Source organism: Streptomyces sp. NPDC059994 (genome assembly GCF_042737755.1).
Classification (GTDB): domain Bacteria; phylum Actinomycetota; class Actinomycetes; order Streptomycetales; family Streptomycetaceae; genus Streptomyces.
Genome location: NZ_JBHWUR010000004.1, coordinates 114,550 through 135,991, shown reverse-complemented (window position 1 = coordinate 135,991; position 21,442 = coordinate 114,550). Strand labels below are relative to the sequence as shown.

At 68.6% G+C, this 21,442-nt stretch carries 14 protein-coding genes and 4 pseudogenes; 13 read left to right on the top strand and 5 right to left on the bottom strand.

Going from position 1 to position 21,442, the window contains the following annotated elements; all coding sequences use genetic code 11:
- Positions 1 to 917 precede the first annotated feature (917 nt).
- Positions 918 to 1,514 (top strand): isochorismatase family protein, encoded by a 597-nt coding sequence (locus ACFWA7_RS03855; protein WP_385820694.1) that lies wholly within the window; start codon positions 918 to 920, stop codon positions 1,512 to 1,514.
- A 28-nt stretch (positions 1,515 to 1,542) separates the two neighbouring features.
- Here the strand turns inward: ACFWA7_RS03855 and ACFWA7_RS03850 are convergent.
- Positions 1,543 to 1,923 (bottom strand): annotated as a pseudogene (locus tag ACFWA7_RS03850) (hypothetical protein); the annotation flags it as partial.
- 195 nt (positions 1,924 to 2,118) lie between these two features.
- On the opposite strand from ACFWA7_RS03850, the gene ACFWA7_RS03845 reads away from it, so the two are divergent.
- From ACFWA7_RS03845 to ACFWA7_RS03820, 6 genes and pseudogenes are all read left to right on the top strand, one after another.
- Positions 2,119 to 4,971, top strand: coding sequence for a peroxidase family protein (locus ACFWA7_RS03845; protein ID WP_385820692.1), 2,853 nt, complete (start codon positions 2,119 to 2,121; stop codon positions 4,969 to 4,971).
- A gap of 13 nt (positions 4,972 to 4,984) precedes the next feature.
- Positions 4,985 to 6,358, top strand: coding sequence for a hypothetical protein (locus ACFWA7_RS03840; RefSeq protein WP_385820690.1), 1,374 nt, complete (start codon positions 4,985 to 4,987; stop codon positions 6,356 to 6,358).
- A gap of 18 nt (positions 6,359 to 6,376) precedes the next feature.
- On the top strand, positions 6,377 to 8,083 hold the full coding sequence (locus tag ACFWA7_RS03835) for a thiamine pyrophosphate-binding protein (protein WP_385820688.1): 1,707 nt from the start codon (positions 6,377 to 6,379) through the stop codon (positions 8,081 to 8,083).
- A gap of 229 nt (positions 8,084 to 8,312) precedes the next feature.
- Positions 8,313 to 9,041, top strand: a pseudogene (locus tag ACFWA7_RS03830) (hypothetical protein); the annotation flags it as partial.
- 648 nt (positions 9,042 to 9,689) lie between these two features.
- Positions 9,690 to 10,409: a PDZ domain-containing protein gene (locus tag ACFWA7_RS03825; protein WP_385533700.1), complete on the top strand. Its 720-nt coding sequence runs from the start codon at positions 9,690 to 9,692 to the stop codon at positions 10,407 to 10,409.
- Between the two features lie 179 nt (positions 10,410 to 10,588).
- Entirely contained in the window at positions 10,589 to 12,112 is a 1,524-nt protein-coding gene (locus ACFWA7_RS03820) for an RICIN domain-containing protein (protein WP_385820686.1), read from the top strand.
- Between the two features lie 56 nt (positions 12,113 to 12,168).
- Here ACFWA7_RS03820 and ACFWA7_RS03815 read toward each other — a convergent pair whose 3' ends face one another.
- Both ACFWA7_RS03815 and ACFWA7_RS03810 read right to left on the bottom strand, forming a co-directional pair.
- Entirely contained in the window at positions 12,169 to 12,675 is a 507-nt protein-coding gene (locus ACFWA7_RS03815) for a hypothetical protein (protein WP_385533695.1), read from the bottom strand.
- Between the two features lie 30 nt (positions 12,676 to 12,705).
- Positions 12,706 to 13,803, bottom strand: coding sequence for a hypothetical protein (locus tag ACFWA7_RS03810; protein ID WP_385533692.1), 1,098 nt, complete (start codon positions 13,801 to 13,803; stop codon positions 12,706 to 12,708).
- 425 nt (positions 13,804 to 14,228) lie between these two features.
- Between ACFWA7_RS03810 and ACFWA7_RS03805 the strand changes: the two genes are divergently transcribed.
- From ACFWA7_RS03805 to ACFWA7_RS03790, 4 genes and pseudogenes are all read left to right on the top strand, one after another.
- Entirely contained in the window at positions 14,229 to 14,948 is a 720-nt protein-coding gene (locus tag ACFWA7_RS03805) for a hypothetical protein (RefSeq protein WP_385533689.1), read from the top strand.
- Positions 14,949 to 15,015: 67 nt separating this feature from the next.
- Positions 15,016 to 16,848: an FG-GAP-like repeat-containing protein gene (locus ACFWA7_RS03800; protein WP_385820684.1), complete on the top strand. Its 1,833-nt coding sequence runs from the start codon at positions 15,016 to 15,018 to the stop codon at positions 16,846 to 16,848.
- 402 nt (positions 16,849 to 17,250) lie between these two features.
- Positions 17,251 to 17,364, top strand: a pseudogene (locus ACFWA7_RS03795) (tRNA (adenosine(37)-N6)-threonylcarbamoyltransferase complex transferase subunit TsaD); the annotation flags it as partial.
- A gap of 345 nt (positions 17,365 to 17,709) precedes the next feature.
- Positions 17,710 to 18,059: pseudogene (locus ACFWA7_RS03790) on the top strand (Tn3 family transposase); the annotation flags it as partial.
- 146 nt (positions 18,060 to 18,205) lie between these two features.
- Here the strand turns inward: ACFWA7_RS03790 and ACFWA7_RS03785 are convergent.
- Positions 18,206 to 18,898, bottom strand: a complete 693-nt coding sequence (locus ACFWA7_RS03785) for a TetR/AcrR family transcriptional regulator (RefSeq protein ID WP_385533683.1) — start codon at positions 18,896 to 18,898, stop codon at positions 18,206 to 18,208.
- A 53-nt stretch (positions 18,899 to 18,951) separates the two neighbouring features.
- Here ACFWA7_RS03785 and ACFWA7_RS03780 point away from each other — a divergent pair, with 53 nt between their 5' ends.
- Positions 18,952 to 20,070, top strand: a complete 1,119-nt coding sequence (locus tag ACFWA7_RS03780) for an FAD-dependent oxidoreductase (protein ID WP_385820682.1) — start codon at positions 18,952 to 18,954, stop codon at positions 20,068 to 20,070.
- A gap of 525 nt (positions 20,071 to 20,595) precedes the next feature.
- Here ACFWA7_RS03780 and ACFWA7_RS03775 read toward each other — a convergent pair.
- Positions 20,596 to 20,925 (bottom strand): deoxyxylulose-5-phosphate synthase, encoded by a 330-nt coding sequence (locus tag ACFWA7_RS03775; RefSeq protein WP_385820680.1) that lies wholly within the window; start codon positions 20,923 to 20,925, stop codon positions 20,596 to 20,598.
- A 217-nt stretch (positions 20,926 to 21,142) separates the two neighbouring features.
- Between ACFWA7_RS03775 and ACFWA7_RS03770 the strand changes: the two genes are divergently transcribed.
- Positions 21,143 to 21,343, top strand: a complete 201-nt coding sequence (locus ACFWA7_RS03770; protein WP_385820678.1) for a hypothetical protein — start codon at positions 21,143 to 21,145, stop codon at positions 21,341 to 21,343.
- Positions 21,344 to 21,442: the final 99 nt, after the last annotated feature.

The following is a 21,442-nucleotide window of genomic DNA, read 5'->3' as shown; positions in this document are numbered from 1 at the left end:
GGGAACGGGTCCGGGTTCAACATCAAGTGCATCCCGAAGCGCAGCGATGCCGGCGGGAGCCTCCGGCGACCGCCGGCAGCGATGTCCACGGACGTGTTGTCTTTCGGGACCTGCGGAGACGAGTCAAGATGAGACAGACACGGGTAGAGCAGTTGTCGGGCTGGTAGCCCTGCTGCTGACTGCCGGGTGCTGGCGCCAGTCACCCCAGCCCCCGGCGCCAGCACTGGGGCCGCTCCCGGAGATAACCTCGGTCGACGCCATCAGTTGCCGATCGATGCCTACATACCCACCTCGACTCAGATCCTGGCGTTACAGATGGCGACTGACGTTGTCTCGGCGCGTTGTATACACAGCTACGGGCTGCCATATCACCCGCCGATCATGGAGGGGTTCGCCGACTTCGCCCGGCAGAACAAGGAATGCACTGCCCTGTACGGTTCCTTCGACCTTCCCCAACCCTTGGGCGGCATACAGCAGCCCCAAGTGGAAAACGCCCACGGCTGGGGCACCCGCTCGACAGACCCTTCACACCTCAGAGGAAAACGCAACTGCCACGGCTGATGTGGAGTGCAAGCTGTCTATCAACTCGGTCGGCGTCGCCGTAGCTGTTGAGATCTCCTACGACCGTCAATACATTGAGGCGCATACGGTGCAACTTGCCACGTTCGAACGGCGGCTTGGCGACCAACTGCGCGCGGCTGCGCGACTGACAGGCTCCGGCTCAGCTTGACTTCTATGGGCTCAGCCCTCAAGTCCGGAAAGACCACAGCTTCCAGAAATCGCCTTCGGCGGCGCGAATCGTTCCTGCGGTGAATGTCCTCGGCCGTGTGGGTGAGCGCAGCCCGCTATGTCTGCGGCAGATACGAGGAGGCCGGTAGAACGTGGGGATCGTTCCGTCGTACTGAAGGGTGTTCGTGATGAGCCGGGGCTTGATTGTCGTGGATGTGCAGAACGACTTCTGCGAAGGAGGCAGCGTTCCCGTCGCGGGAGGCGCCCAGATCGCCACCGCGATCGCCGAGCTGGTGGAGCAGAGCGCGGACGGTGACTACCATTACGTCGTGGCCACCCGGGACCACCACATCGACCCGGGCAGCCACTTCTCACAGAACCCGGACTTCAAGGACAGCTTCCCCGTCCACTGCGTTGCCGGAGACGAAGGCAGCGAGTTCCACCCGAACTTCGCCCCCACCGTCGCCGGCGGCAAGGTGCACGCCGTCTTCTTCAAAGGCGCCCACAGTGCCTCCAAGAGCGGCTTCGAAGGCGCGGACGCCGAAGGGACTTCCCTCGCCGACTGGCTGCGCGCCCGCGGGGTGAGGGATGTCGACGTGGTGGGCATCGCGACCGACCACTGCGTGCGCGCCACCGCACTGGACGCCGCCGCCGCGGGATTCAGCACCCGGGTACGCCTGGACTACTCGGTCGGCGTGGCCCCCGACACCATCGCCTCCACCCTGGAGGACTTCCGCCAGGCAGGCATCAAGACGTCCGGCCAGGTTTCGGTGGCGAGTGAGTAATCCAGCCGTAGTTCGGTATTTGGGCTGGTCAGTGGCCTGTTGGCGGGGAGTGTAGCCGGGGTGCCACCGGCGTGGGCGGGCCTTCGCCATCTGGTTCCGGCGAACAGGTATCCGCGCCGCATGCAATGGCAGTGGCGGGCGCATGCCTGGTGGCGTCGCCGCCACCGTGACCAGTCCACGGCGTGATCACGGTGTTCTCCGGGCGGAGGGACAACTGCCAGGAGACGGCGGATCTCGGCTGGTGTGAGGTCCACGAGCTCGGGAGCGTCGTCCTCGCGGCCCCTTTTTCGCGTTCCAGGGCGGCCATGGCGGCGAGGAAGGCATGGGCGAGCATGGCGAGAGTGAGGTGCCGGTACCAGCTGATGTAGCGGCGGACCTCGTAGTGGTCGAGGCCGCATTCGTTCTTGGCGAGCTTCATGGCCACGGGACACCCCTCTCCTGGACCTTCAAGATCCAAGTGCCTCGGGTGTCCAAGGCCCGGAGTCAGGGCCCCGCCCCCGCTGCCCCACGTGTTCGCCCGTCTGCCCCGCACCGCACGACAGCGGCCCCGAGCTGGGGCAGCGTCGTTGAGGAGTGCACGGAAGTCCCCCCGGAAGAGGCTCGCATGGACGAGGTCGCACAGTACGAGCGCTACGCCGGCGGCAGCCCGGAGGCCGAGCGGCTGGTCTTCGAGCGGCTGGCACGTGAGCTGCTGCAGGTTCAGCTCAAGGTGAGGAAGCGCAGCGGCGCCGCCACTGTCGACCGGACCTTCCACGCCAAGGCGGTCCTCGGCGTGGAGAACGCCCGGCTCAGGTTCCGCGAGGACCTTCCCGAGGCACTGCGAGCGGGTTTCGCCAGGCCCGGAGCCGAGTACCCGGTCACGGTCCGGCTGTCCAACGCGAGCGGGGCCCGTCAGCCCGACTTCGCGCCCGATCTGCGCGGGGCGGTGCTGCGCGTCGAGGTGAGCCCCGGTGAGACCCACGATCTGCTGATGACGAGCTTCCCGGTCTCCCACGCCCGCGACGCGGGTGAGTTCGTCGCCTTCGCCAAGGCCATGGCAGGTGCCGACTCGCGGCTGCGCAAGGGGTACGCCCTGTTCCTCAAGCTGCCCCTGGCGGTCGGCTGGCCCACGGCCGCCCGTATGCGGCGCAACGTCGTCGCGGGAACCAGTCGCACGGTACGCAGCCTGGCACTGGAGACGTATTGGAGCCGCGGCGCGATCCTGTGGGGCGATCGCGGACCGGTGCGCTATCAGCTGCGGCCCGCCGCGGACGCCCCGGCGGCCCCGGCGGCGTCGCGCACCGATCCCGACTACCTGCGGCGCGAGCTCTCCCAGCGGCTGCGTCAGGCGGACGTCGTCTTCGAGCTGTGCGTGCAGCGCTACGTGGACGCCCGGAGCACCCCCGTCGAGAACGGCGCGGCCGAGTGGAAGGAGGACGTCGCGCCCGTCCTGCCGGTGGCCACCCTGACCATCCCGCGCCAGGACATCCACACCGCCGAAGCCCGCGCCTGCGCTTCGCGGGTCGACCTGTTGGCGTTCAACCCGTGGCACACCGCGGAGGGCTTCCGGCCACTGGGCAACCTCAACCGTGCCCGCAAGACCGCCTACGAGGCCAGTAGCGCCCACCGCCTGGGCCGGCGCTTCCTGACCGTTGAGCCACGGCGCAACACCCTGCTCGGGGCACCGCTGCGCGCCGTCTTCCGCACCGTCAACCGCTTCGTCCCGTGGCACCGGCTGCCCACCCCGCTCGGCGTGCTCAACCTCATGGCCTTCCGGCAGACGCTGCGCCGACGCAACCTCATCGACACCGAGGCCCACGAGGCTCCACCCGAAGCCTGCCCGCTGGAAGCCCCGCCCGCGGAGGAGCTGCTGGTCAGACGCAGTTACGACGGCTCGTACAACGATCTGTCGGCGCCGCGGATGGGCGCTGTCGGGGCGACGTTCGGCCGCACCATGCCGCCCGTCCACCGCCCGGACCAGTTCGACACGCCCAATCCGGTCACCGTGAGCCGGGAACTGCTCCGGCGTGAGGTGTTCATCCCCGCGACCTCGCTGAACATCATCGCCGCCGCGTGGATCCAGTTCCAGGTGCACGACTGGGTCAAGCACAAGAGGCTTCCGGTCGCCACCCGGAGCGTCGAGGTGCCACTGCCACCCGGCGACACCTGGCAGAACACCCCGGGCGGGCCGCGAGAGAGGGTGATGCGCTTCGGCGAGGACGAGGCGGTACGTCCGGCCGGCGGCGGGCGGCCGATCGTGTTCGCCAGCGACGTGTCGCACTGGTGGGACGGTTCGGAGGTCTACGGCAGCGACGAGTCCGTGGCGATGTCGCTGCGTGAGCCCGACGGCGGCGCCCGGCTCCGGCTGGAGGAGGGACACCTGCCCAACGGCTCCAACGGCACGCCGCTCAGCGGATTCACCGACAACTGGTGGCTCGGCCTCAGCTCCATGCACACCCTGTTCGCCCGTGAGCACAACGCGGTGTGCGAAGCCCTGCGGCGTGAATACCCGCGGATGGACGAGGACCGGGTGTACCACACGGCGCGGCTGATCATCTCCGCGCTCATCGCGAAGATCCACACGGTCGAGTGGACCCCCGCGATCCTCGCCACCAAGACACTCGACATCGGCATGAAGACCAACTGGCAGGGACCGCCGAAGAACTGGCTCGACCAGCTGGGCGTCTGGCTGCTGGAGGCAAACGGGCGGCAGGGCATCCCCAAGACGCTGCCCGACCACCACGGTGCCCCGTACTCCCTCACGGAGGAGTTCGTCACCGTCTACCGGATGCACCCGCTGATCCCCGACGACTACGAGCTCGTCGACCACCAGTTCGGCCGCCGGCTCGACACCCTGGACTTCACCGCCCTCCAGGGCGCCGCGGCGGAGCCGCTCATCCGCAAGACCGGGCTGGTGAACACCCTGTACTCGCTGGGCATCGCCCACCCGGGGGCGATCACCCTGCACAACTTCCCCCGCGCCCTGCAGGCGTTCCAGCGGGACGGGGAGGTGGTCGACCTCTCGGTGGTCGACCTGGTGCGCACCCGGCGCCGCGGCGTCCCGCGCTACAACGACTTCCGCGCCGGCCTGCACAAGCCGCGGATCCAGCGGTTCGAGGACCTCTCCTGCGATCCGGAGACGGTCGCACGGCTGCGTGACGTCTACCGCTCGGTGGACGACATCGACACCGTGGTAGGACTCTTCGCCGAGAATCCGCCCGCAGGCTTCGGCTTCAGCGACACGGCCTTCCGCGTGTTCATCCTGATGGCCACCAGACGGTTGCAGAGCGACCGCTTCCTCACGGTCGACTTCCGGCCGGAGCTCTACACGCCTCTCGGCATGGACTGGATCGCACGCAACGGCATGACGAGCGTCATCCTGCGGCACTGCCCCGAGCTGGCGGGCGTCCTGCCGCGGGGGGCCAGCGCCTTCGCGCCCTGGCGCCCGGTCCAGCCGGTCCGGAACGACAGCGGCTGAGCGGGAGAGGGCCATGACCGCATCACAGAACGCGGGTCACCCCGGCCTGGAGGACCTGCTGTCCCGTCCCCTGTGGCAGACGCTCTTCGAGCGGCGCACCCACCGGGTCAGCAGGGGCGCGTCCGTGCCGGCCGGATCGATGAGCTACGACTCCCCGCACCGGCCGGAGCCGCTGGGCGAGCTTGAGGAGGCGGTGCTCATCGCCCTCACCGGCGCCTCGGGACTCACCATGCCCGACCGGCCCTTCGAGGACCCCCGCGACCACCAACCGATCATGGCCAAACCGAACCTGAACATGACGGGCCGGACCGCGGGCAGCCCCGACAACGCGCAGGCCACCCACTTCTTCATGATCAACGACACAGGCACCTACTACCTGAGGAAGCTGCCGCCCTCCCCGGACCATGCCTTCGACCCCGACACCCTGATCGAACGCGCACGCCGCTCGAAGGTGCGGGTACTGGACCGCCGCCTGGACGTCGCCGAGGGAATGCGCGACTTCCCGGCGTACCTCGACTCCAACCGGTTCCTGTCCAACCTCCCGGGCACCACGCTCTTCCTGCCGGTGGTCGACCTCTCCCACCAGTACATCAACGCGCTGATGTACCTGCTCACCCAGCCCGAGGGGGCCCGGCCCACACTCGTCGACGACCGCAACTTCTACCGTCCGGCCGGAGTACGGAAGTGGGTGCGCAGCGGCTTCCTCAACCCCGACGTCAAGTTGCCGCTCGGTTCCCTGGGGCCGATGCGCACCCAGATCGAAGCCGACCTGCTGCTGCAGAACATGATGCTGACCGCGGACGCCATGGGACTCGGCGCCTGGATCCACGCGTCGATCAGCCCCCAGATCATGCTGGGCGACCCGAAGTTCTCGCGCGCCTACGGCCGCATGCTGGGCTTCGACTTCGCCACGCCCAGGTTCCGCCCCGCCGACATCCTGCGCTGGCAGGTGCCGCTGCCGAAGTACGCCGGGCTGCGCTCCCATCCGGTGGGGCTGCGGGCCGGCGGCGAACACCTCATCAAGAGCGCCTGCCCGCCCAACTACCCGTCGATGCACGAAGCCGTGGACTCCGTCGTCCGCTCCAAGTTCGGGGAGCGGGGCATCTACACCGACAAGGACCTCTTCACCCGCATCTACAAGGACGACTACGCGCAGCGCTACCTCACCGAGGCCAGTGAGTACGACCGCCAGGTGATCGAGTGCGCGCGGGACGTCTGCGTGTACATCCACGAGACCCACGGGCGGTTCCCGGCACACACCGACGCCATCCATGTGCCCGGCATCTGGCTGCAGGCCCACCACGTCGAGTCCGAGTACTACGAGCGCTTCTTCCAGAACGGCCTGACCGACGCCCACGATCGGCACGCCGAGCGCTGGGACGGATGAGGCGATGAGGGAGATCCGGTGAAAGTCTACGAAGCCATCGTCAAGGGGCTGGAAGGCATCGGCGTACGGGCGGCCTTCGGCGGTGCCGGGGAGAACGCGGCGGGTCTGATGCTGGCACTGAAGCATTCGCAGCAGATCCGGCCGATCATCACCCGGCACGAGCAGGCCGCGTCCTTCATGGCCTGCGGATACGCCATGTACACCAACCGGCTGGGCTTCTGCTTCGCGACCGCCGGGCCGGGCGCGTTCAACCTGTTCTCGGGGCTGGCCGTGGCCATGTCCGACTCCTATCCGGTCCTCGCGGTCTCGGGGTACGCGAGCATGAAGTGGCGCGGATGGGGCTCGCTCAACGAGACATCGGGGCTGAACCGCACTCCCGATTCCCAGGCCATGTTCGCTGCCACGACCAAGAAGTCCTTCCTGCTCACCGACATCGCCGACACCTGCGACGTCCTTGAGGAAGCGGTCAACACCGCGTTCGAGGGAAGGCCCGGGCCCGTGCACATCCACGTGCCCGAGGACCTGACCCACCACGGTGTCGAGGTGACGGACTTCCGCCCGCTCAGGCTCAAGGTGAGGCCGGTCCTGCCGGACCCGGCACAGGTGGCGGAGATCGCGGCGGTACTGGCGGACGCCCTGGCACAGCGCAAGCGCGTCGTGGCGCTCGTCGGCTTCGGTGCGGTGCGCAGCGGGGCGGGCCCAGAGGTCCAGCGGCTGATCGAGCGGTTCCAGATCCCGCTGCTCACCACCTTGGACGGCAAGGGCATCGTGTCCGAGGGGCACCCGCTCGCGGTGGGCGTTTTCGCCGACAGCGGCCATTCCAGTGCGTGGAAGGCCTTCCGTGAGGCCGACGTCGTGCTGTGCGTGGGCAATTCCCTCAACCAGCACGCCACATTCAACTATCGCGAGGACCTGTTCGAGAACAAGCTGCTCATCCATGTGAACATCTCCGAGGGCGAGTTCCACAAGGCCTACCGGCCAGACCACACCCTGTTGTCCGACGCGCGTCCCGCCGTGGCCGCCCTGGCCGACGAGCTGGAGCGGCTGGTCGGCGAAGTACCGGCGGTCGAGGTCGACGGCCGGAACTACGAGGCACGCAGGATCCACCACCTGCCGGGGAAGCTCCACCCCGGAGAACTCGCACAGTCGATCGGGCGCATGCTGCCGCCCGGGGGTGTGCTGCTCGCGGACGCGGGCGCCCATCTCGCGTGGCTCGGATACTACGTGGAGCTCGAACAGGGGCAGAACTTCCGCAAGGCGGGCTCCTTCGGGCCGATGGCCGGGCACGTCAACGGAGCCATCGGCCTGAAAGTCGCCCACCCCGACCGGACCGTCGTCGTCGGCTGCGGCGACGGGTGCTACTCGCTGTCCGGATTCGAGCTGATGACCGCCGTCGAGCACGACATCCCCGTCATCTGGGTCATCTTCAACGACGGGGAGTTCAAGCTGATCAAACTCTTCCAGTTGGTCACGTACGCCGAATCCGGGCTGGTCGAGTTCCGAAACCCTGGCTTCGCCGCGTACGCCCGCGCGTGCGGCGCGGACGGCTACCAGGTGGAGACGCTGGAGGAATTCGAGGAGGCGTTCCGCGCGGCCCTGGCCTCCGGTCGGCCCTCGCTCATCGACGCCAGGATCACGCGCTGGGCCGTGCCGCACTACAGCCCGTCGCCGGACGGCCTGATCGACACTCTCGTCGAGACCGTCGAGGCACGCTTCCGGGACTGACGGCCCCGTGCCCGCGGGGCTACGGGGCCATCTCATGGGAGCTGGACAGGGCCTCCCCCCGTGCCCGGACGCGGGCCGCGCGGGCCTTGTCGACGACCCCGTCGGCGAACCGCGCCGATCCACTGCACCGGCGCCGTGAACGCCTCCGCGGTGGGCGTGAGAAGGTCGGGCAGACGCTTCCGCCGCCGGAGCACAGAGCCTCGACGCGGAGCCGCCGGTCAAGAGTTCGTACGCCACGGCATACATCCCCTGGGCGAAGGTCGCCGCACTCGACGACCGGCCACGCCTGGTGCCGGCCAGCGGGCACGTCGCCCATGTCTGGGCGCGTACAGAAACCGAGCGGGGAGTACACAAGGCGCCCGCGAGCACCCCCCTCAAGGGAGTGCTTGATCTGTCCCACCAGCTGAACGAAGCCCAGACCGAGGGGCTGAACACGGCAGGGACGAACTGCGTCCGTGAGCTCTGGGGGAAGGGCATCCTGAACGAGGGTCCGTGTCCCGCGTCTTGGGCCGGGCAGGCCGCGCACGCGGCCGGATCGCGTGCGCGCCGACAAGGCGTATGCCTCCCGGAAGAACCGCGCTTACCTGCGGGGGCGCGGGATCCGCTGCACCATCCCGGACAAGGCCGACCAGGCCTGCAACCGGAAGAAACACGGCTCGCGCGGCGGTCGGCCGTCGAAGTCCGGCCCGCAAGACTACAAGGCTCGGCACGGAGCGCCTCGCCGAGGGCGCCCGTGCCGACCGGCTCCTGTACCTCGGGCTGGTTCGGCTCAAGGGCGCCGGGCCCGTGGAGGTATCGAAGGGCTGCCCTTGGGGCCAGTGTCCACGCCCCCCGCCCCCGCGCTCCCGTACCTCGGTGGAAACGGCGGGTTATGAAGAGGAGTGTTCCAGCCCGAGGGCCTCGGCCGTCAGAAGCCACAGGCGAGGCGAAGGGACGGGCGAACGCAAGTGAACCTTGATGATGCCCCGTGACTTCAACACCGCTCGATGGCCACCAGGTCGTACGACTCGTCGTCCGGCGCCAAGACGTGGACAGGTGCTCGGGTGCGGTTGCGGCATGCCGCCAGAGCAGTTGCGGCGTTGGCGTAGCCGAAGTGCCGCGCAGGCAGTCCACGAGGGTGTCCAGGCAGCCGCCTGGGTAGCCGCCCGGTCCGTTGACAGCCTCGCCGAGTGCCAGGTGGAGGCCCTGGTTCACCGGTGGTGTGTCGGCGGCCGTCAAGGTCGTACATGCGTCCGGTCGGCCGACCGGCCGGTTGTGGTGCCCGAGCCGACGGCCCCGCTCATGGACGAGATCGAGCCACCGCGCGCCGAAGGGCGTCAAAGCCGGCCCAGGAGCCAGGGGCGTCCGGCGGTCCGGGCAGTCAGCGCTCCCAGATGGGCCGGACGTATCCCGGCACCCGGTTCGACGTGCTCTCCGTCGAGTGTCAGATCGATCAGATCCGTCCACACCTAAGCTCCTCGCGGGAGTTGGTGCTCAACTGAACGCCCCGCAGGGGCTTTATATGACTACTTCGTGCGCAATTGATCTCGCCTCGGCGCACAATTATCGTGTGTTGCCAGATGGCTACTCTGCGTAGTCTCAGTCGGGAGGATCCATGCGTAGGTCCATGACGGCATGCACGGTGCTGGCGCTCGGAGCGAGCCTGCTGCTCGGAGGGGTGACGCCTGCGGCCACCGCTGTGGTCACGTCCGGCACGACCATGGCGCTCAAGGCGCCGACTCCCCCGTCGACCATCCCAGATCTCGACGCCCCCGGGCCGGCCAAGCCTGTCGATTTCCCACCGGATCAGCAGGTGCATGCCCCGGGGCGGGTCACCTTCCAGGCCCCGCAGTACACCCGCATCACCCAGGTGGACCCCCGCTGCAGGGGCGCCGTTTGTCCGGTGGCCATCGCTGCCGACGGCTCGTCCGCCACCATCGACTTTCCGGTCCACGTTCATTGGATCTGGCCGTTGACGGTCTACGTGGCCGCCGATGCTGATGCGCCCCTGGCAGGCGGCCAGTTCAGCGGAAGCCTCACCTTCGAAGGCGTGACGGTACCTCTGGGCGTCAACATCACCCAGGGCAGCCCGGGTGCCTTCGGCGGGTTTGCCAACAACGTCCCCGGGGGCGGAGGTGCCCGAGTCCGGTTCGTCGATCCCGACTTGAATGCCTCCCCCGCAGGGTTCATGGTCAACGACATCATCACCTCCGTCGACGGGCGGCCCATCACATCGTCGGCATCCCTCAACGCCGCCCTCGCGACCAAGCGAGCCGGGGCCACCGTGGCCGTGGGCATCAGGCGTAGCGGCACCCCCATGACCCTGCGGTACGCGATCGACCAGTGATCACCGCCGCCCAGCCCGTCGGCGTCCGCGCGATCCGCCGCCCGACGCGACGTCAGGACCGCCCTCCGTCCGTCGTGTCCCGGTCACCCAGGAGGGCGGCTGGGGCGCGGCATGGCACGTACTCGGGGCAAGTGATAACCGTCCGTAGTGGGCGGTCGGCGAACGATGAAGGGATGACGATGAGCACTGCCCACGCGACAGCAACACATGGTGAGCACTCCGCCCCTCCGATCAGGACGGTCGCCGGGACCGGGGACGCGGGGTTCAAAGGGGACGACGAGCGGGCCGTTTCGGCTCAGTTGAACCGTCCGTACGGGATCACGGTGGACAGCACCGGCACCGTCTATTTCTCCGACCACGAGAACCACCGGGTCCGGAAGATCACCACTGACGGGAAGATCCGTACGGTCGCGGGGAACGGGGCGGCAGGGTTCAGCGGGGACGGTGGCCCCGCCGTCTCGGCCCAGCTGAACGGTCCGCGTGAAGTGGCGGTGGACAGCGCCGGCACCCTCTACATCGCCGACGCCGAGAACCACCGGATCAGGAAGGTCACGGCCGACGGCAAGATCAGCACGTACGCCGGCACGGGCACCGAGGGGTTCAGCGGTGACGGCGGCCCCGCCACCGCCGCCGAGTTACGCTACCCGTACGGGATCGCGGTGGACAGCACCGGCACCCTCTACATCGCCGACGCCGAGAACCACCGGATCAGGAAGGTCACGGGCAAGGGGAAGATCAGCACCGTCGCGGGGACCGGGTCCCCGGGCTTCGCGGGAGACGGTGGCCCAGCGGTTTCAGCCCAGCTGAACGGCCCGTACGGAGTGGCGGTGGACGGCGCGGGCGACCTCTACATCACCGATGCCGAGAACCATCGCGTCAGGAAGGTGTCGGGCGGTGAGATCAGCACGGTCGCGGGTACGGGCACCGACGGCTTCGGCGGTGACGGCGGTCCGGCGGCGTCGGCCCAGCTGAACTTCCCACTGGGCGTCGTAGTGGACAGTACCGGCATCCTCTACGTCTCCGACCACAACAACCACCGGGTCCGGAAGATCACCACTGACCGGAAGATCAGCACGGTCGCGGGTACGGGCACCGAGGGCTTCGGCGGTGACGACGGCCCGGCCGCTTCGGCCCAGCTGAACTACCCGTTCGGGCTCGCCGTGGACTGCGTCGACGCCCTCTACATCGCCGACTACGTCAACCACCGGATTCGGAAGATCGCGGCGGCGGAGATGGCCGGGCTGCCCGAGTCGGGCACGGTGGTTGCCTGGGCCAACGTCCGCAGCAGGCTGCGGATGGCAGTCGCGCGTGAGTCCGCCAAGGACGGGGCCGAGATCCACCAGTCCCTCACCGCCCCCCGGGACCACCAGCGGTGGCGGCTGGTCGTGTCGGGCCAGGACAAGGGCGACGTCCTGTACACGATCGAGAACGTGCGCAGCGGCAAGGTCCTGGAGGTCGTCGGAGCCGGGGAGGCGCCCGGAGCGATGGTCGCGCAGCGCGCCTACGAGGGCGGCGACGCACACCACCAGCAGTGGAGGCTGATCCCGGTGGGCTCGGTGACCGACACCCCGCGGTTGTATGAGATCGCGAACCACAACAGCGGTCTGCTCCTGCAAGTCGATACCGCCGCACGCACGATGATCAAGCAGCACGGGTCGCAGAGCGACCACCGACACCGGCAGTGGCAGCTGCACCCCGCGTGACGTGACGCGCGTGGGGTCAGGGGCAACCACGCCCCAGACCCCACGCGACCACGGCCCTACTCGGAGCGGGACGGTTTCTCGGCGGTCGCCTGCGGCGCCTTGGCGGGCTCCGGGGCCTTGGGCGCCTCGGGGGCCTTGGGCGGCTTGGTGTAGTCGCCCTTCTTCGGCTTGCTCTCCAGGTCCTCGTTCTTCTGCAGGCCGATGTGCTCCGTCACCGTCGCACTCGACTTCTGCATGCCGGCGGCCGCCGCCGTGGACACCGAGCCGGGATCCTGGGCGTACTCGGCCTGCCTACCGGCTGACGCCTGGGTGGCCCGGATGAAGGAGCCGAGGAAGCCCAGGACGGCCCGCGCTTCGGGCGACTGCTCCTGCACGACCTTGGCCCGGGAGGAAGCTCCGTGGATCGCGCTGTTGAACAGGCTCGCGTTCGTGTCGTCATACGTGTGGTCGTCGGCGTCCTCGAAGTCGACGTCCGCCCCCGGTGTGGACTTGTCCCGGTCGGTGGTCACCGAGAAGAGCCCCGCGCCCTTGTCCGCGAAGTCGAAGATGTTGTGGAACACCATGGTCGTCACCCCTTGTCGTCGTCCGCCCGCTCAAGGCTGCTTGTGCAGCGCCCGGTGGCTGTCGGTCAGGCTCTCGCCGTCGAACATCGTGTGGTGGACCTCCAGGTCGGAGACGACCTCCGCCAGCCCCTTCATGCGGAAACCGCCGCCCGCCAGGTCGATGTCGCCGATGTCGCGGGCGACCAGCTGGTCGAGGCCGGGATAGTCGCCGGACTGCGGAGGGGACAGGACCGCCACGGGTACGGCGTACTTCACCGCGATCAACCCGGAGAAGGTCACGGGGATCTCGTAGCAGTACTGCTTGCGACAACGCCGCTGCGTGACGATGGTCTGCACGCGCGAGCCCGGCTCAACCTGACCGGAGATCTGCGATTTCGAGGCCCAGCTGGTGGTCAGGGAGCCGCCGACGGAGGCCGAGATGCCAAGCAGCAACGAGGCGTTGAGCGCCGCGCTCCCGGTGGCGCTGCCCTGGGTCGTGAACGCCACCGAGTTCGTCAACGCGTTCGCCACGGAGTTCGTCGCCGCGTTCCTCACGCCCGTCTCGGTGGCATTGGCGTTGTCCACCCCCACGTTGTCCTTGCTGTTCTTGTTGGCCACCGTGTTCGCGTTCTTGTTCGACATCTCGTTCTGGAGCTGCGTCTGAAGCTGCGTCTGGAGGTCCATCTTGAGCTGGTTCTGCAGCATCAGCTGGAGCTGCGCGCTGACGCTGCCGCCGAAGGTGAGCTTGGCCTCTCCCTGGAGGGACCACGTGATCCCGTTCGACACGGTGAAATCGACCGAGTCGGTGAACGTCATCGCGGACGCCTGGCTGTGGTTGACGTAGGTGCGCGAGGAGAACGTGTCGGGCGGCGGCTGGCTGATGTTGCACCGCTCCTCGATCAGCGGCTCCCCGAGGTTCATGTAGGCGAGCCAGCCCAGCTGGAACGCGGATCCGGGGAAAGCGCCGAAGCTCGACTTGTTCACGGAGAACCCGACGGGCTTGTGCCGTACACCGTAGTCGTCGACATAGACCAGGCTGGGGTGGTCCAGGATGGACTTCCAGGTCTGCTCGATGTCGAGCTCCCGCAGGTTCTTCTTCGTCAGCGGCTGGCGCTTGGCTCGTCCCAGGGTGTACGCGTTGGAAGACATTTCCCGCCCTCGACTAATTTGGCCGAATTTAACTCGGTGAAATATAAACAAGGATCTGCGTGTTCCGAAAGGCGAAGCTAACACGGGCTACACCACCCGGGAAGACTTCTCCGCACTATGCGCTCAATCGAGTGATAAACGCTCGGCACGACTCCAACTCCCCCAATACCAGCGTAACTTGAGGTCTGTCGATTACTCGACGGATGACTTTCCGGATGGCTTTCCGAATCGCCCTGCCCTGCGGGTTTCATGGCTTTGGCCATCAGTGCGGGTGAGGTATTCACGTCAGCCGATCCAGTCATTTTCGGGGTCGTTTCGATTGCATGCGATTGAGCGGTTGAGTGTGCGGAAATGCCGCTCGACAGGCCACTGCATTGAGCGTCCGACGCGTTGTTCTCAACAATTGGGGCAGGTGAGGTTTCGCGATGTACACCCAAGAGCGCACGGCGATGGCCAATTTGGTGGTCGGCGGCCCGGTGGCGGTGAACAGCTACGACAACGCGATCGTGGCAGCGCTGGTCGAGAACCGGCCGGTCATGCTCGTCCACGCCTTCAACGGCGGCTACCTGCGGCCTGTCGAGCTGAAGGAAGAGGATCACAACAACGGCGTCAAGCTGGCCACCGCGCTGGACCCAGCCACCAAGGAGGCTCAGGGCCACCTCTGGCACATCACCCCCGCCGGCTTCTTCGGGCAGCGGCCGCTGTACTTCATCGAGAGCGCCGCGGGTCAGGTGTCGCCCAAACCCGTCGGCGCGGGCGGAGCCGACGCCGGGCGCGGCGACGACGGCGCGCCGAAGCCGCAGCGCAGGCGTATCACCGTTCACCAGGAGGCGCCCCGGAGCACGGCCGACACCGTCCAAGTCGGCCTGCCCGACAAGGTCGGCGACAAGTGGCGCGGGAAGAACGGCGCGCCCGAGGACACCCAGCTCTGGGTCGTCACGGTGACGCCGTGGGGCGGGATCACCTTCGTGCCGATCACCCACCCCGACTCCATCCTCGGGTTCAAGGACCACGCGGTGACGGCCGACAGCGAGGTGCGTCTGACCTACAACTGGGGCGGGGACTTCACCGGGACGGTCATCAACACGTTCTACCCGCGGCTGCCCAGCGAGTGGAACGTGCCGTACCACCACGTCTTCACGTGATCCGCGGCCACCGCCGCGCCACACCTGTCCCGAGCCCACGCCCGCACCGCCTGGAAGAGGCACCACGATGCCCGTGCCCACGGAAGAACTGAAGCTGGAGATCGTCAACGCCGCCACCGGGAAGACCCTCGGCGCCAAGGCCGAGCCGGGCGCGGACGGAGCGCTCGTCGTCCGCGACTTCCCCGAGGGCGGCCCGAGCCCGGAGCAGTGGCAGCTCGCCCCCGTGCAGACCGCGCGGGACGGCCAGGCATATGTGATCCGCAACGCGGTCAGTGGCAAGGTACTCGACGACCCCGCCGCCGCGGACCGCGGCGTCCGCCAGTGGGACGCCACCGCCGGCCAGGAGCACCAGCAGTGGCACCTCGTCCCCGTCGAGGATGAAGCGGGCCTCTACTTCATCGAGGGCACAACCGATGGCGCTGTTCTCGACCTCGCCGACCCCGGCGAGGAGGACACCCAGGTCGTCCTGCGCGAGCACGACGACAGCGCGGAGAGCCAGCGGTGGCGCTTCGTCCCGGCCGAGCCCGAGCGCATCAGCGACCCCGCGCTGCGCTGGGCGCCACTGGACCACTGGAACGGCCGCCGGTCCTGGCGGCTGGTCCGCCCCACCGCGCTGCGGCCGGCACCCGGTGCCACGCCCTGCTTCAGCGACATGCTGCTGGTCCTCGACCGGTTCGGCAGCGACCGAGACGCCGGCGGGTGGAAGAGCGACGGGACCAACCGCTCCTGGAGCGGACAACCGGGCTGGTGGGCCGGACTCGGTGACCGGTTCCTCGCCGACACCGCAGAAGCGGGGCGGAAGGACATCGTCGGGCTCAAGCCCGCGAAGGGGGCTGTGACGTCCTCCAGCAGGGGCGACGGGACATTCGACGACGAGGAGCGCGTCCTGCACCAGCCCGCGCCCTCCTCGCGTCCCGCGGACCTGTGGACCCTCGTCGACTTGACGGGCGACGGTAGGCCTGACGTCGTCGTGCTGGCCGCCGACGGTGTCCGGGTGTCCACTCAAGACGAGGACGGGACGTTCTCGCCCGCGGGCGGCGAGCTGGTCCTGGAGGCGTTCGGGCACAGCCAGCAGGGCGGCGGGTGGCTCGCCGACGAACACCCCCGCTTCCTGGCAGACACCACCGGTGACGGCAGGCTCGACGTCGTCGGCTGCCACGACGACGGCGTCCGGGTATCCCTCCAGGACGAGGACGGCACGTTCGCACCGATCGCCGACGAACCGGTCCTCCGGGCGTTCGGCCACGACGAGAAGGCGGGCGGGTGGCTCGCCGAAAAGCACCCCCGCTTCCTGGCAGACACCACCGGTGACGGCAGGCTTGACATCGTCGGCTGCCACGACGACGGCGTCTGGGTATCCCTCCAGGACCAGGACGGCACGTTCTCGGACCCTCTGTACATCCTCGACGACTTCGGGGTCGACCAAGGGTGGAGCTCGGCCGAGGAGCACCCTCGATTCCTGCTCAGGACCACCGATGGCGGAGCAGTGGACATCGCCGGGTTCGGCCCGCAGGGCCTCGTCGTCTCACGCGGGCGCGGCGACGGCACGTTCGAGCCCTCGCAGCTCGTCCTGAACGACTTCGGGCTCGCCCAGGGGTGGACGAGCGAGAAGCACCTTCGGCTCCTCGCCGACGTCACCGGCGACGGCAACCCGGACATCGTCGGCTTCGGCGACGAAGGGGTCTGGGTGTCGCACAACCGCGGCGACGGCCAGTTCGAGCAGGCCCAACTGGTGTGCCGCGGGTTCGGGTACAACGAGGACGCCGGCGGCTGGCGGGTCGACCGTCACCCCCGCTTCCTCGCCGACATCACCGGTGACGGACGCGTCGACATCGTCGGCTTCGGCGGCCCGGGAGTGTATGTGGCCCGCAACCTCTTCCGCCGCTTCAGGACCCGATAGCCCTCGAAGGGCCTTCCCGCCGCACCACGGCGATTCGCCATCGGCGTGCCGGAACCTGTCACCCGACCGACGTTGCGGCCTGGCAGACCTTCGCCCGCAAGGCCGCACGTCGAGCAGCCGCGCGCTTCCTTCATCGGGCCCTCCAACTTGCCCTCGGCCGCTCTCAGCAGGGTCGGTGGGTACCCGCCACATCGGCGGCAGCCGGCGCAAAGCACAGGAGACGCGGGCCGTCGGGACGGCTGGTCGTCGCCGCGCGATGTCGCCCGTGGTCCGTCGAGCGGGGACCTTATTGCGCATCAATTCCAGTGACGTTCAATGTGCGAGAGGTGTCGCCGTGGATGATCCGGTGGTGCTGGGCATCGAGTCGTCGTGGGACGAGACCAGGGCGGGGATCGTGTCCGGGTCCATCACCTGGCCGGGCACGTGGCGGCCGACACCTCGGAGCACTGGCCGCTGCCGAATCCGTGCATGGTGCTGATCGTCTCGGGCGGGCACACCTCCCTGTTGCCCGTACGGGGGCGCCGGCGTGTCGCAGGTGGGCGTCGGCGTGTCGCAGCCACCCGGCCTCGGAGGTGAAGCCGGGCCTTGCCTGCGTCATCGCCAATGTGAACAGCTCGGCACCGCTTGGCTGCGGCGCAATGCCGACAGCCGGCCGCCAGGGGAAGAGCTGCGGTGAATCCCTCAGTAGATCCTCGGTCTTGACGTAAAGCGCGGTCGCGAGAGAGTCCAGCTCTGTACTTCACACACCGACGTTGGACTCCTTTGTCTCATGCCCGCAGACGATCCCCGGAAGAAGTCGGCCATCTATGCGGTCGTGCGGCTGCGGGTCAGTTCCCTGCCTCCTCGATCAGCGCGTGAGCCGTGCTGGACTCCAAGCTGCATCGCGCTGTTCACGCACTTCATCCCGTGCGGGTGTGGGAGGCCGTCTACATTGTCGAGGGCCTTCTCAAGAACACCTCCGCGGTCAAGCCGACCACCGTGCAGGCTGACACCCAGGGCCAGAGCGTTCCCGTTTTCGCCTTGGCGCATCTGCTGGGCTTCGATCTGATGCCCAGGATCAGGAACTGGAAGGGCCTGACCTTCTACCGCCCAAGCAGAGCGAGTACGTACACATCGATCCCCTGTTCGGGGAGGTGGGCAAGAACGTCATCGACTGGGATCTGATCGAGTCCCAGTTCCGGCACCTGACGCGGGTGGCCGTGTCCGTGCGTGAGGGCGCCATCTCCTCCTCGACGCTACTGAAGCGGCTACGGTCGGGCTCGCACAGCACGGGCCCTCCCACGGTTACGGCGGCCACGGCGCGCGCCCGCACGGCCCGTGGACCCCGACCTCTCTCACATTCGGCAAGAGCTGAGCGTCACGCCGGCGGCCGGGTGAGTTTGGCGGCCACGGCGTCGAGGACCCAGTCCAGGCCGGTCGCGAAGGAGGTTTCGGCGTCCACGTCCGTGCCGTCGTACACGGCCTTGGTCAGTGCCGGGAAGCGGCCCGTGGCCAACATCCTCATCACATGCGGGCCGGAGGCGCGCTGCCAGTCGCGCTTGGACAGGCCCGTGGCGCGCTCGGCCCGCAGGTTCGCGATCTCGCGTCTGATCGCGCCGGTGGAGTAGGCGCTGACGGTCTCCACGGCGCGCATGACGGTGTCGATGTCGGCGAGGCCGTCGAGGGTGGCCAGCGTGGCCTCGGTCACGGCGAGGCCGTTCGGGCCCAGGGTCGGGCGGCCGCCGAGCAGGTCGGCCAGCCATTCGTGACGGAGAACTGTCTGCCTGGTGCGGTGGGCGAGGATGCGCAGCGCCTCCCGCCAGTCACCGGGCTGCTTCTCGGGGAGAATCTCGCCCTGGACCTGGTCCACCATGAGGTCGAACAGCTCCTGTTTGGTGGAGATGTATCCGTACAGCCGCATCGGGCCGGCGTTCAGCCGGGCGGCGACCTTGCGCAACGACACCGCCTCCAGGCCGCCCTCGTCGGCCAGCGCGACGGCGGCGGCGACGATCCGCTCCCGGTCGAGCGGCACGGGGCGAGCCGGCGGCTCGGGCCGGTCCCACACAGTCATGATCACACCGTTCTGTTGCAATGCATCATATCGAGGAAATACAGTGTATCGACATGAGACATCGTATCGCTGTGATCGGAGCGGGCCCCGCCGGCCTTACCTTCGCCCGCGTCCTGCACCGCCATGGCTACCCCGTCGCCATCCTCGAACGCGATCCCGCCCCCGATGCCCGCCCCCCGGGCGGCACACTGGACCTGCACGAAGGGCTGGGCCAGCTCGCGCTGGACAAGGCGGGGCTGCTGGCGGAGTTCCAGGCGCTGTCTCGCCCCGAGGGGCAGGCCATGCGCATCCTGGACGTGGACGGGACTGTCCTGCGCGACTGGCACCCTCGTCCGGGTGAGCAGGCCAATCCCGAGATCGACCGCCGGCAACTCCGTGACCTGCTGCTCGGCCCTCTCGACGTCCAGTGGGGTCGGGGCGTGACGCAGGTGGTGCCGGGGACCCGGGATGGCGTACTGGTCCATTTCGCGGACGGGCGACAGGAGACGTTCGACCTCGTGGTCGGTGCGGACGGCGCCTGGTCCCGGACCCGCCCGGCAGTCTCGCCGGTGACGCCGCACTACACCGGCGTCACCTTGGTCGAGACCTCCCTCGACGACATCGACACCCGCCACCCCGACCTCGCCCGGTTGATCGGCGACGGTTCCGTGGCCGTGTACGGCGTCAACCGAGCTCTCGTCGCCCAGCGCAACAGCGGCGGCCACGTCAAGGTATACGCCCAGCTCCGCGCGCCGCTGGACTGGCACACGAACCTGGACCTGGCCGATGTCGAGGCCGTGCGATCGAGCCTGCTGGCTCTGTTCGACGGCTGGGCCGCGCCCGTCCTCGGCCTCCTCCGCCACGGCACCGCTTTCGTCCACCGCCCCCTCTACGTCCTGCCTGTGTCCCACACCTGGACCCACGTCTTCGGGGTGACGCTGCTGGGCGACGCCGCCCATGTGATGCCGCCATTGGGGGCGGGCGCGAACCTCGCGATGCTGGAAGGCGCGGAACTCGCCGAGTCCATCGCCACCGGCCCTGGAGATCTGGACGAGGCCGTCCGCGCCTTCGAGGAACAGATGTGGGCACGGGCCGGCAGGTGGGCGAAGATCACGATGGCCGGTCTGGAACGCCTCGTGAGCCCGGACCCCGCCGAAGCGCTCGCCCTCTTCGACGAAGTCCAGCCATCCTGACTGCCAAGCCGAGAGCCCCAGCACCAACCGGTCCAATCCTCCTACCGGGCCTGTCGGCAAACGACCGAACGACGGACACCATCGCTGAGGAAACGCCGGCGAGTTGAGGCACACGCGCAGGGACATGGCCTGAGACAGCCCGCAAACCCACTGATCAGGGACATGCGTCGTGACACGGGCCGCGAGACCCTGCAGAAGTGCAGGATGCGGACCTGCGACAGCCGCATGAGGAGGCGGCGGTGCCCTGCCGCCGGAGCTGCGCAGCCGCGCCGTAACCCTGCTGGCCCGGCGGGCGTTGAACGGGACATCGCATGTGTGCACCCGGTCCCCCGGACATGCGAACCGCCGGGGGCCTGACCCCCGAGCTCAGGCCCCCGGCACCCCCGCCCCACGGACACCGGAACCGCATGCGGCGCGCTCGCCGCCTTGCTCGCCGAGGTTTCTTCCCGCGCCTGTGACTGAGCGCTTCAGCCGGCCGGTGAGCAGTCGAGTTGGCCGGCTGAGAGTTGAGTGGTCACTGCACCGTCATGGCACATCACGTCGCACCAGCGCCTTGGCGACCGGTTCGCCACTGCGCCGGGCGTACGTCATCCGTTCACGCACGTCGCGCAGTGTCCGGGGCCGGTAGCCGGGTCCGCAGCAGCAGGTTTTGTGGAAGCCCACGCCCGCGTTCAGCAGCACGGTGAGGGTCCGCCATGCTGCGATGTCCCGTCGCCGGGGTGCGGCGAACGCCGACCCTGCATGGATCATCAGCCCCGCACACCGTGGACAGCTCCGCTGCCTCTTGCTGTCGTGCGGCTGCTTGTACGAAACCCGGCACGCGAGGCAGACATACGAGGTTTTCCCATGGGCCATGTGGTCAGTCTAGGGATCGTTCCGGAAGCGGCAGCGGCATTTCCTCCGCCAGAGAGTCCAGTCGGCGGCGCGATGAGCCGTCATGCTCAACGAGCCAACCCGACGCACTCAGTCACGGCGCACTGTGGGGTGTGCCGTGGGTGCTCAGCTCCTCCACTTCGCCGGCGGCCGTCGCACGCTGGATGAAAGGCGCCAAAGGGGCGACTGTGGAGGGGAGTTGGTCGACGTGGAGCACGGGGACGCGGAAGCGGACGTGGACGGCATCGACTTTGCTGGGGCGCAGGCCACCCGTGAGGCCGTGTGTGCCGGCCTGGCCGGGCAGATCGCCCCGGACGTCGAAGTCGCGCTGAACCGGCCCGGGACGCCGGACTGGCTGCTGGCGCGGCCGCCGCAGCTCGTGGCCCGCTCAACGACCTGACAGGCCCTGCAGGCGAGGCCGTGCAAGGCCCGCGAGCGGGGGGATGGCGGCCGGGCCGCACAGTGTGGTGGCGGCAGTGGCGAGCGAGACGACGCTCCG

Bases quoted from the DNA above. Each gene is read 5' to 3' on its own strand.
- ACFWA7_RS03815 (WP_385533695.1), bottom strand. From the start codon at position 12,675: ATGGTGTTCCACAACATCTTCGACTTCGCGGACAAGGGCGCGGGGCTC.
- ACFWA7_RS03845 (WP_385820692.1), top strand. From the start codon at position 2,119: ATGGACGAGGTCGCACAGTACGAGCGCTACGCCGGCGGCAGCCCGGAG.
- ACFWA7_RS03780 (WP_385820682.1), top strand. From the start codon at position 18,952: ATGAGACATCGTATCGCTGTGATCGGAGCGGGCCCCGCCGGCCTTACC.
- ACFWA7_RS03840 (WP_385820690.1), top strand. From the start codon at position 4,985: ATGACCGCATCACAGAACGCGGGTCACCCCGGCCTGGAGGACCTGCTG.
- ACFWA7_RS03775 (WP_385820680.1), bottom strand. From the start codon at position 20,925: ATGGCCCATGGGAAAACCTCGTATGTCTGCCTCGCGTGCCGGGTTTCG.
- ACFWA7_RS03855 (WP_385820694.1), top strand. From the start codon at position 918: ATGAGCCGGGGCTTGATTGTCGTGGATGTGCAGAACGACTTCTGCGAA.
- ACFWA7_RS03825 (WP_385533700.1), top strand. From the start codon at position 9,690: ATGACGGCATGCACGGTGCTGGCGCTCGGAGCGAGCCTGCTGCTCGGA.
- ACFWA7_RS03820 (WP_385820686.1), top strand. From the start codon at position 10,589: ATGAGCACTGCCCACGCGACAGCAACACATGGTGAGCACTCCGCCCCT.
- ACFWA7_RS03810 (WP_385533692.1), bottom strand. From the start codon at position 13,803: ATGTCTTCCAACGCGTACACCCTGGGACGAGCCAAGCGCCAGCCGCTG.
- ACFWA7_RS03785 (WP_385533683.1), bottom strand. From the start codon at position 18,898: ATGACTGTGTGGGACCGGCCCGAGCCGCCGGCTCGCCCCGTGCCGCTC.
- ACFWA7_RS03800 (WP_385820684.1), top strand. From the start codon at position 15,016: ATGCCCGTGCCCACGGAAGAACTGAAGCTGGAGATCGTCAACGCCGCC.
- ACFWA7_RS03805 (WP_385533689.1), top strand. From the start codon at position 14,229: ATGTACACCCAAGAGCGCACGGCGATGGCCAATTTGGTGGTCGGCGGC.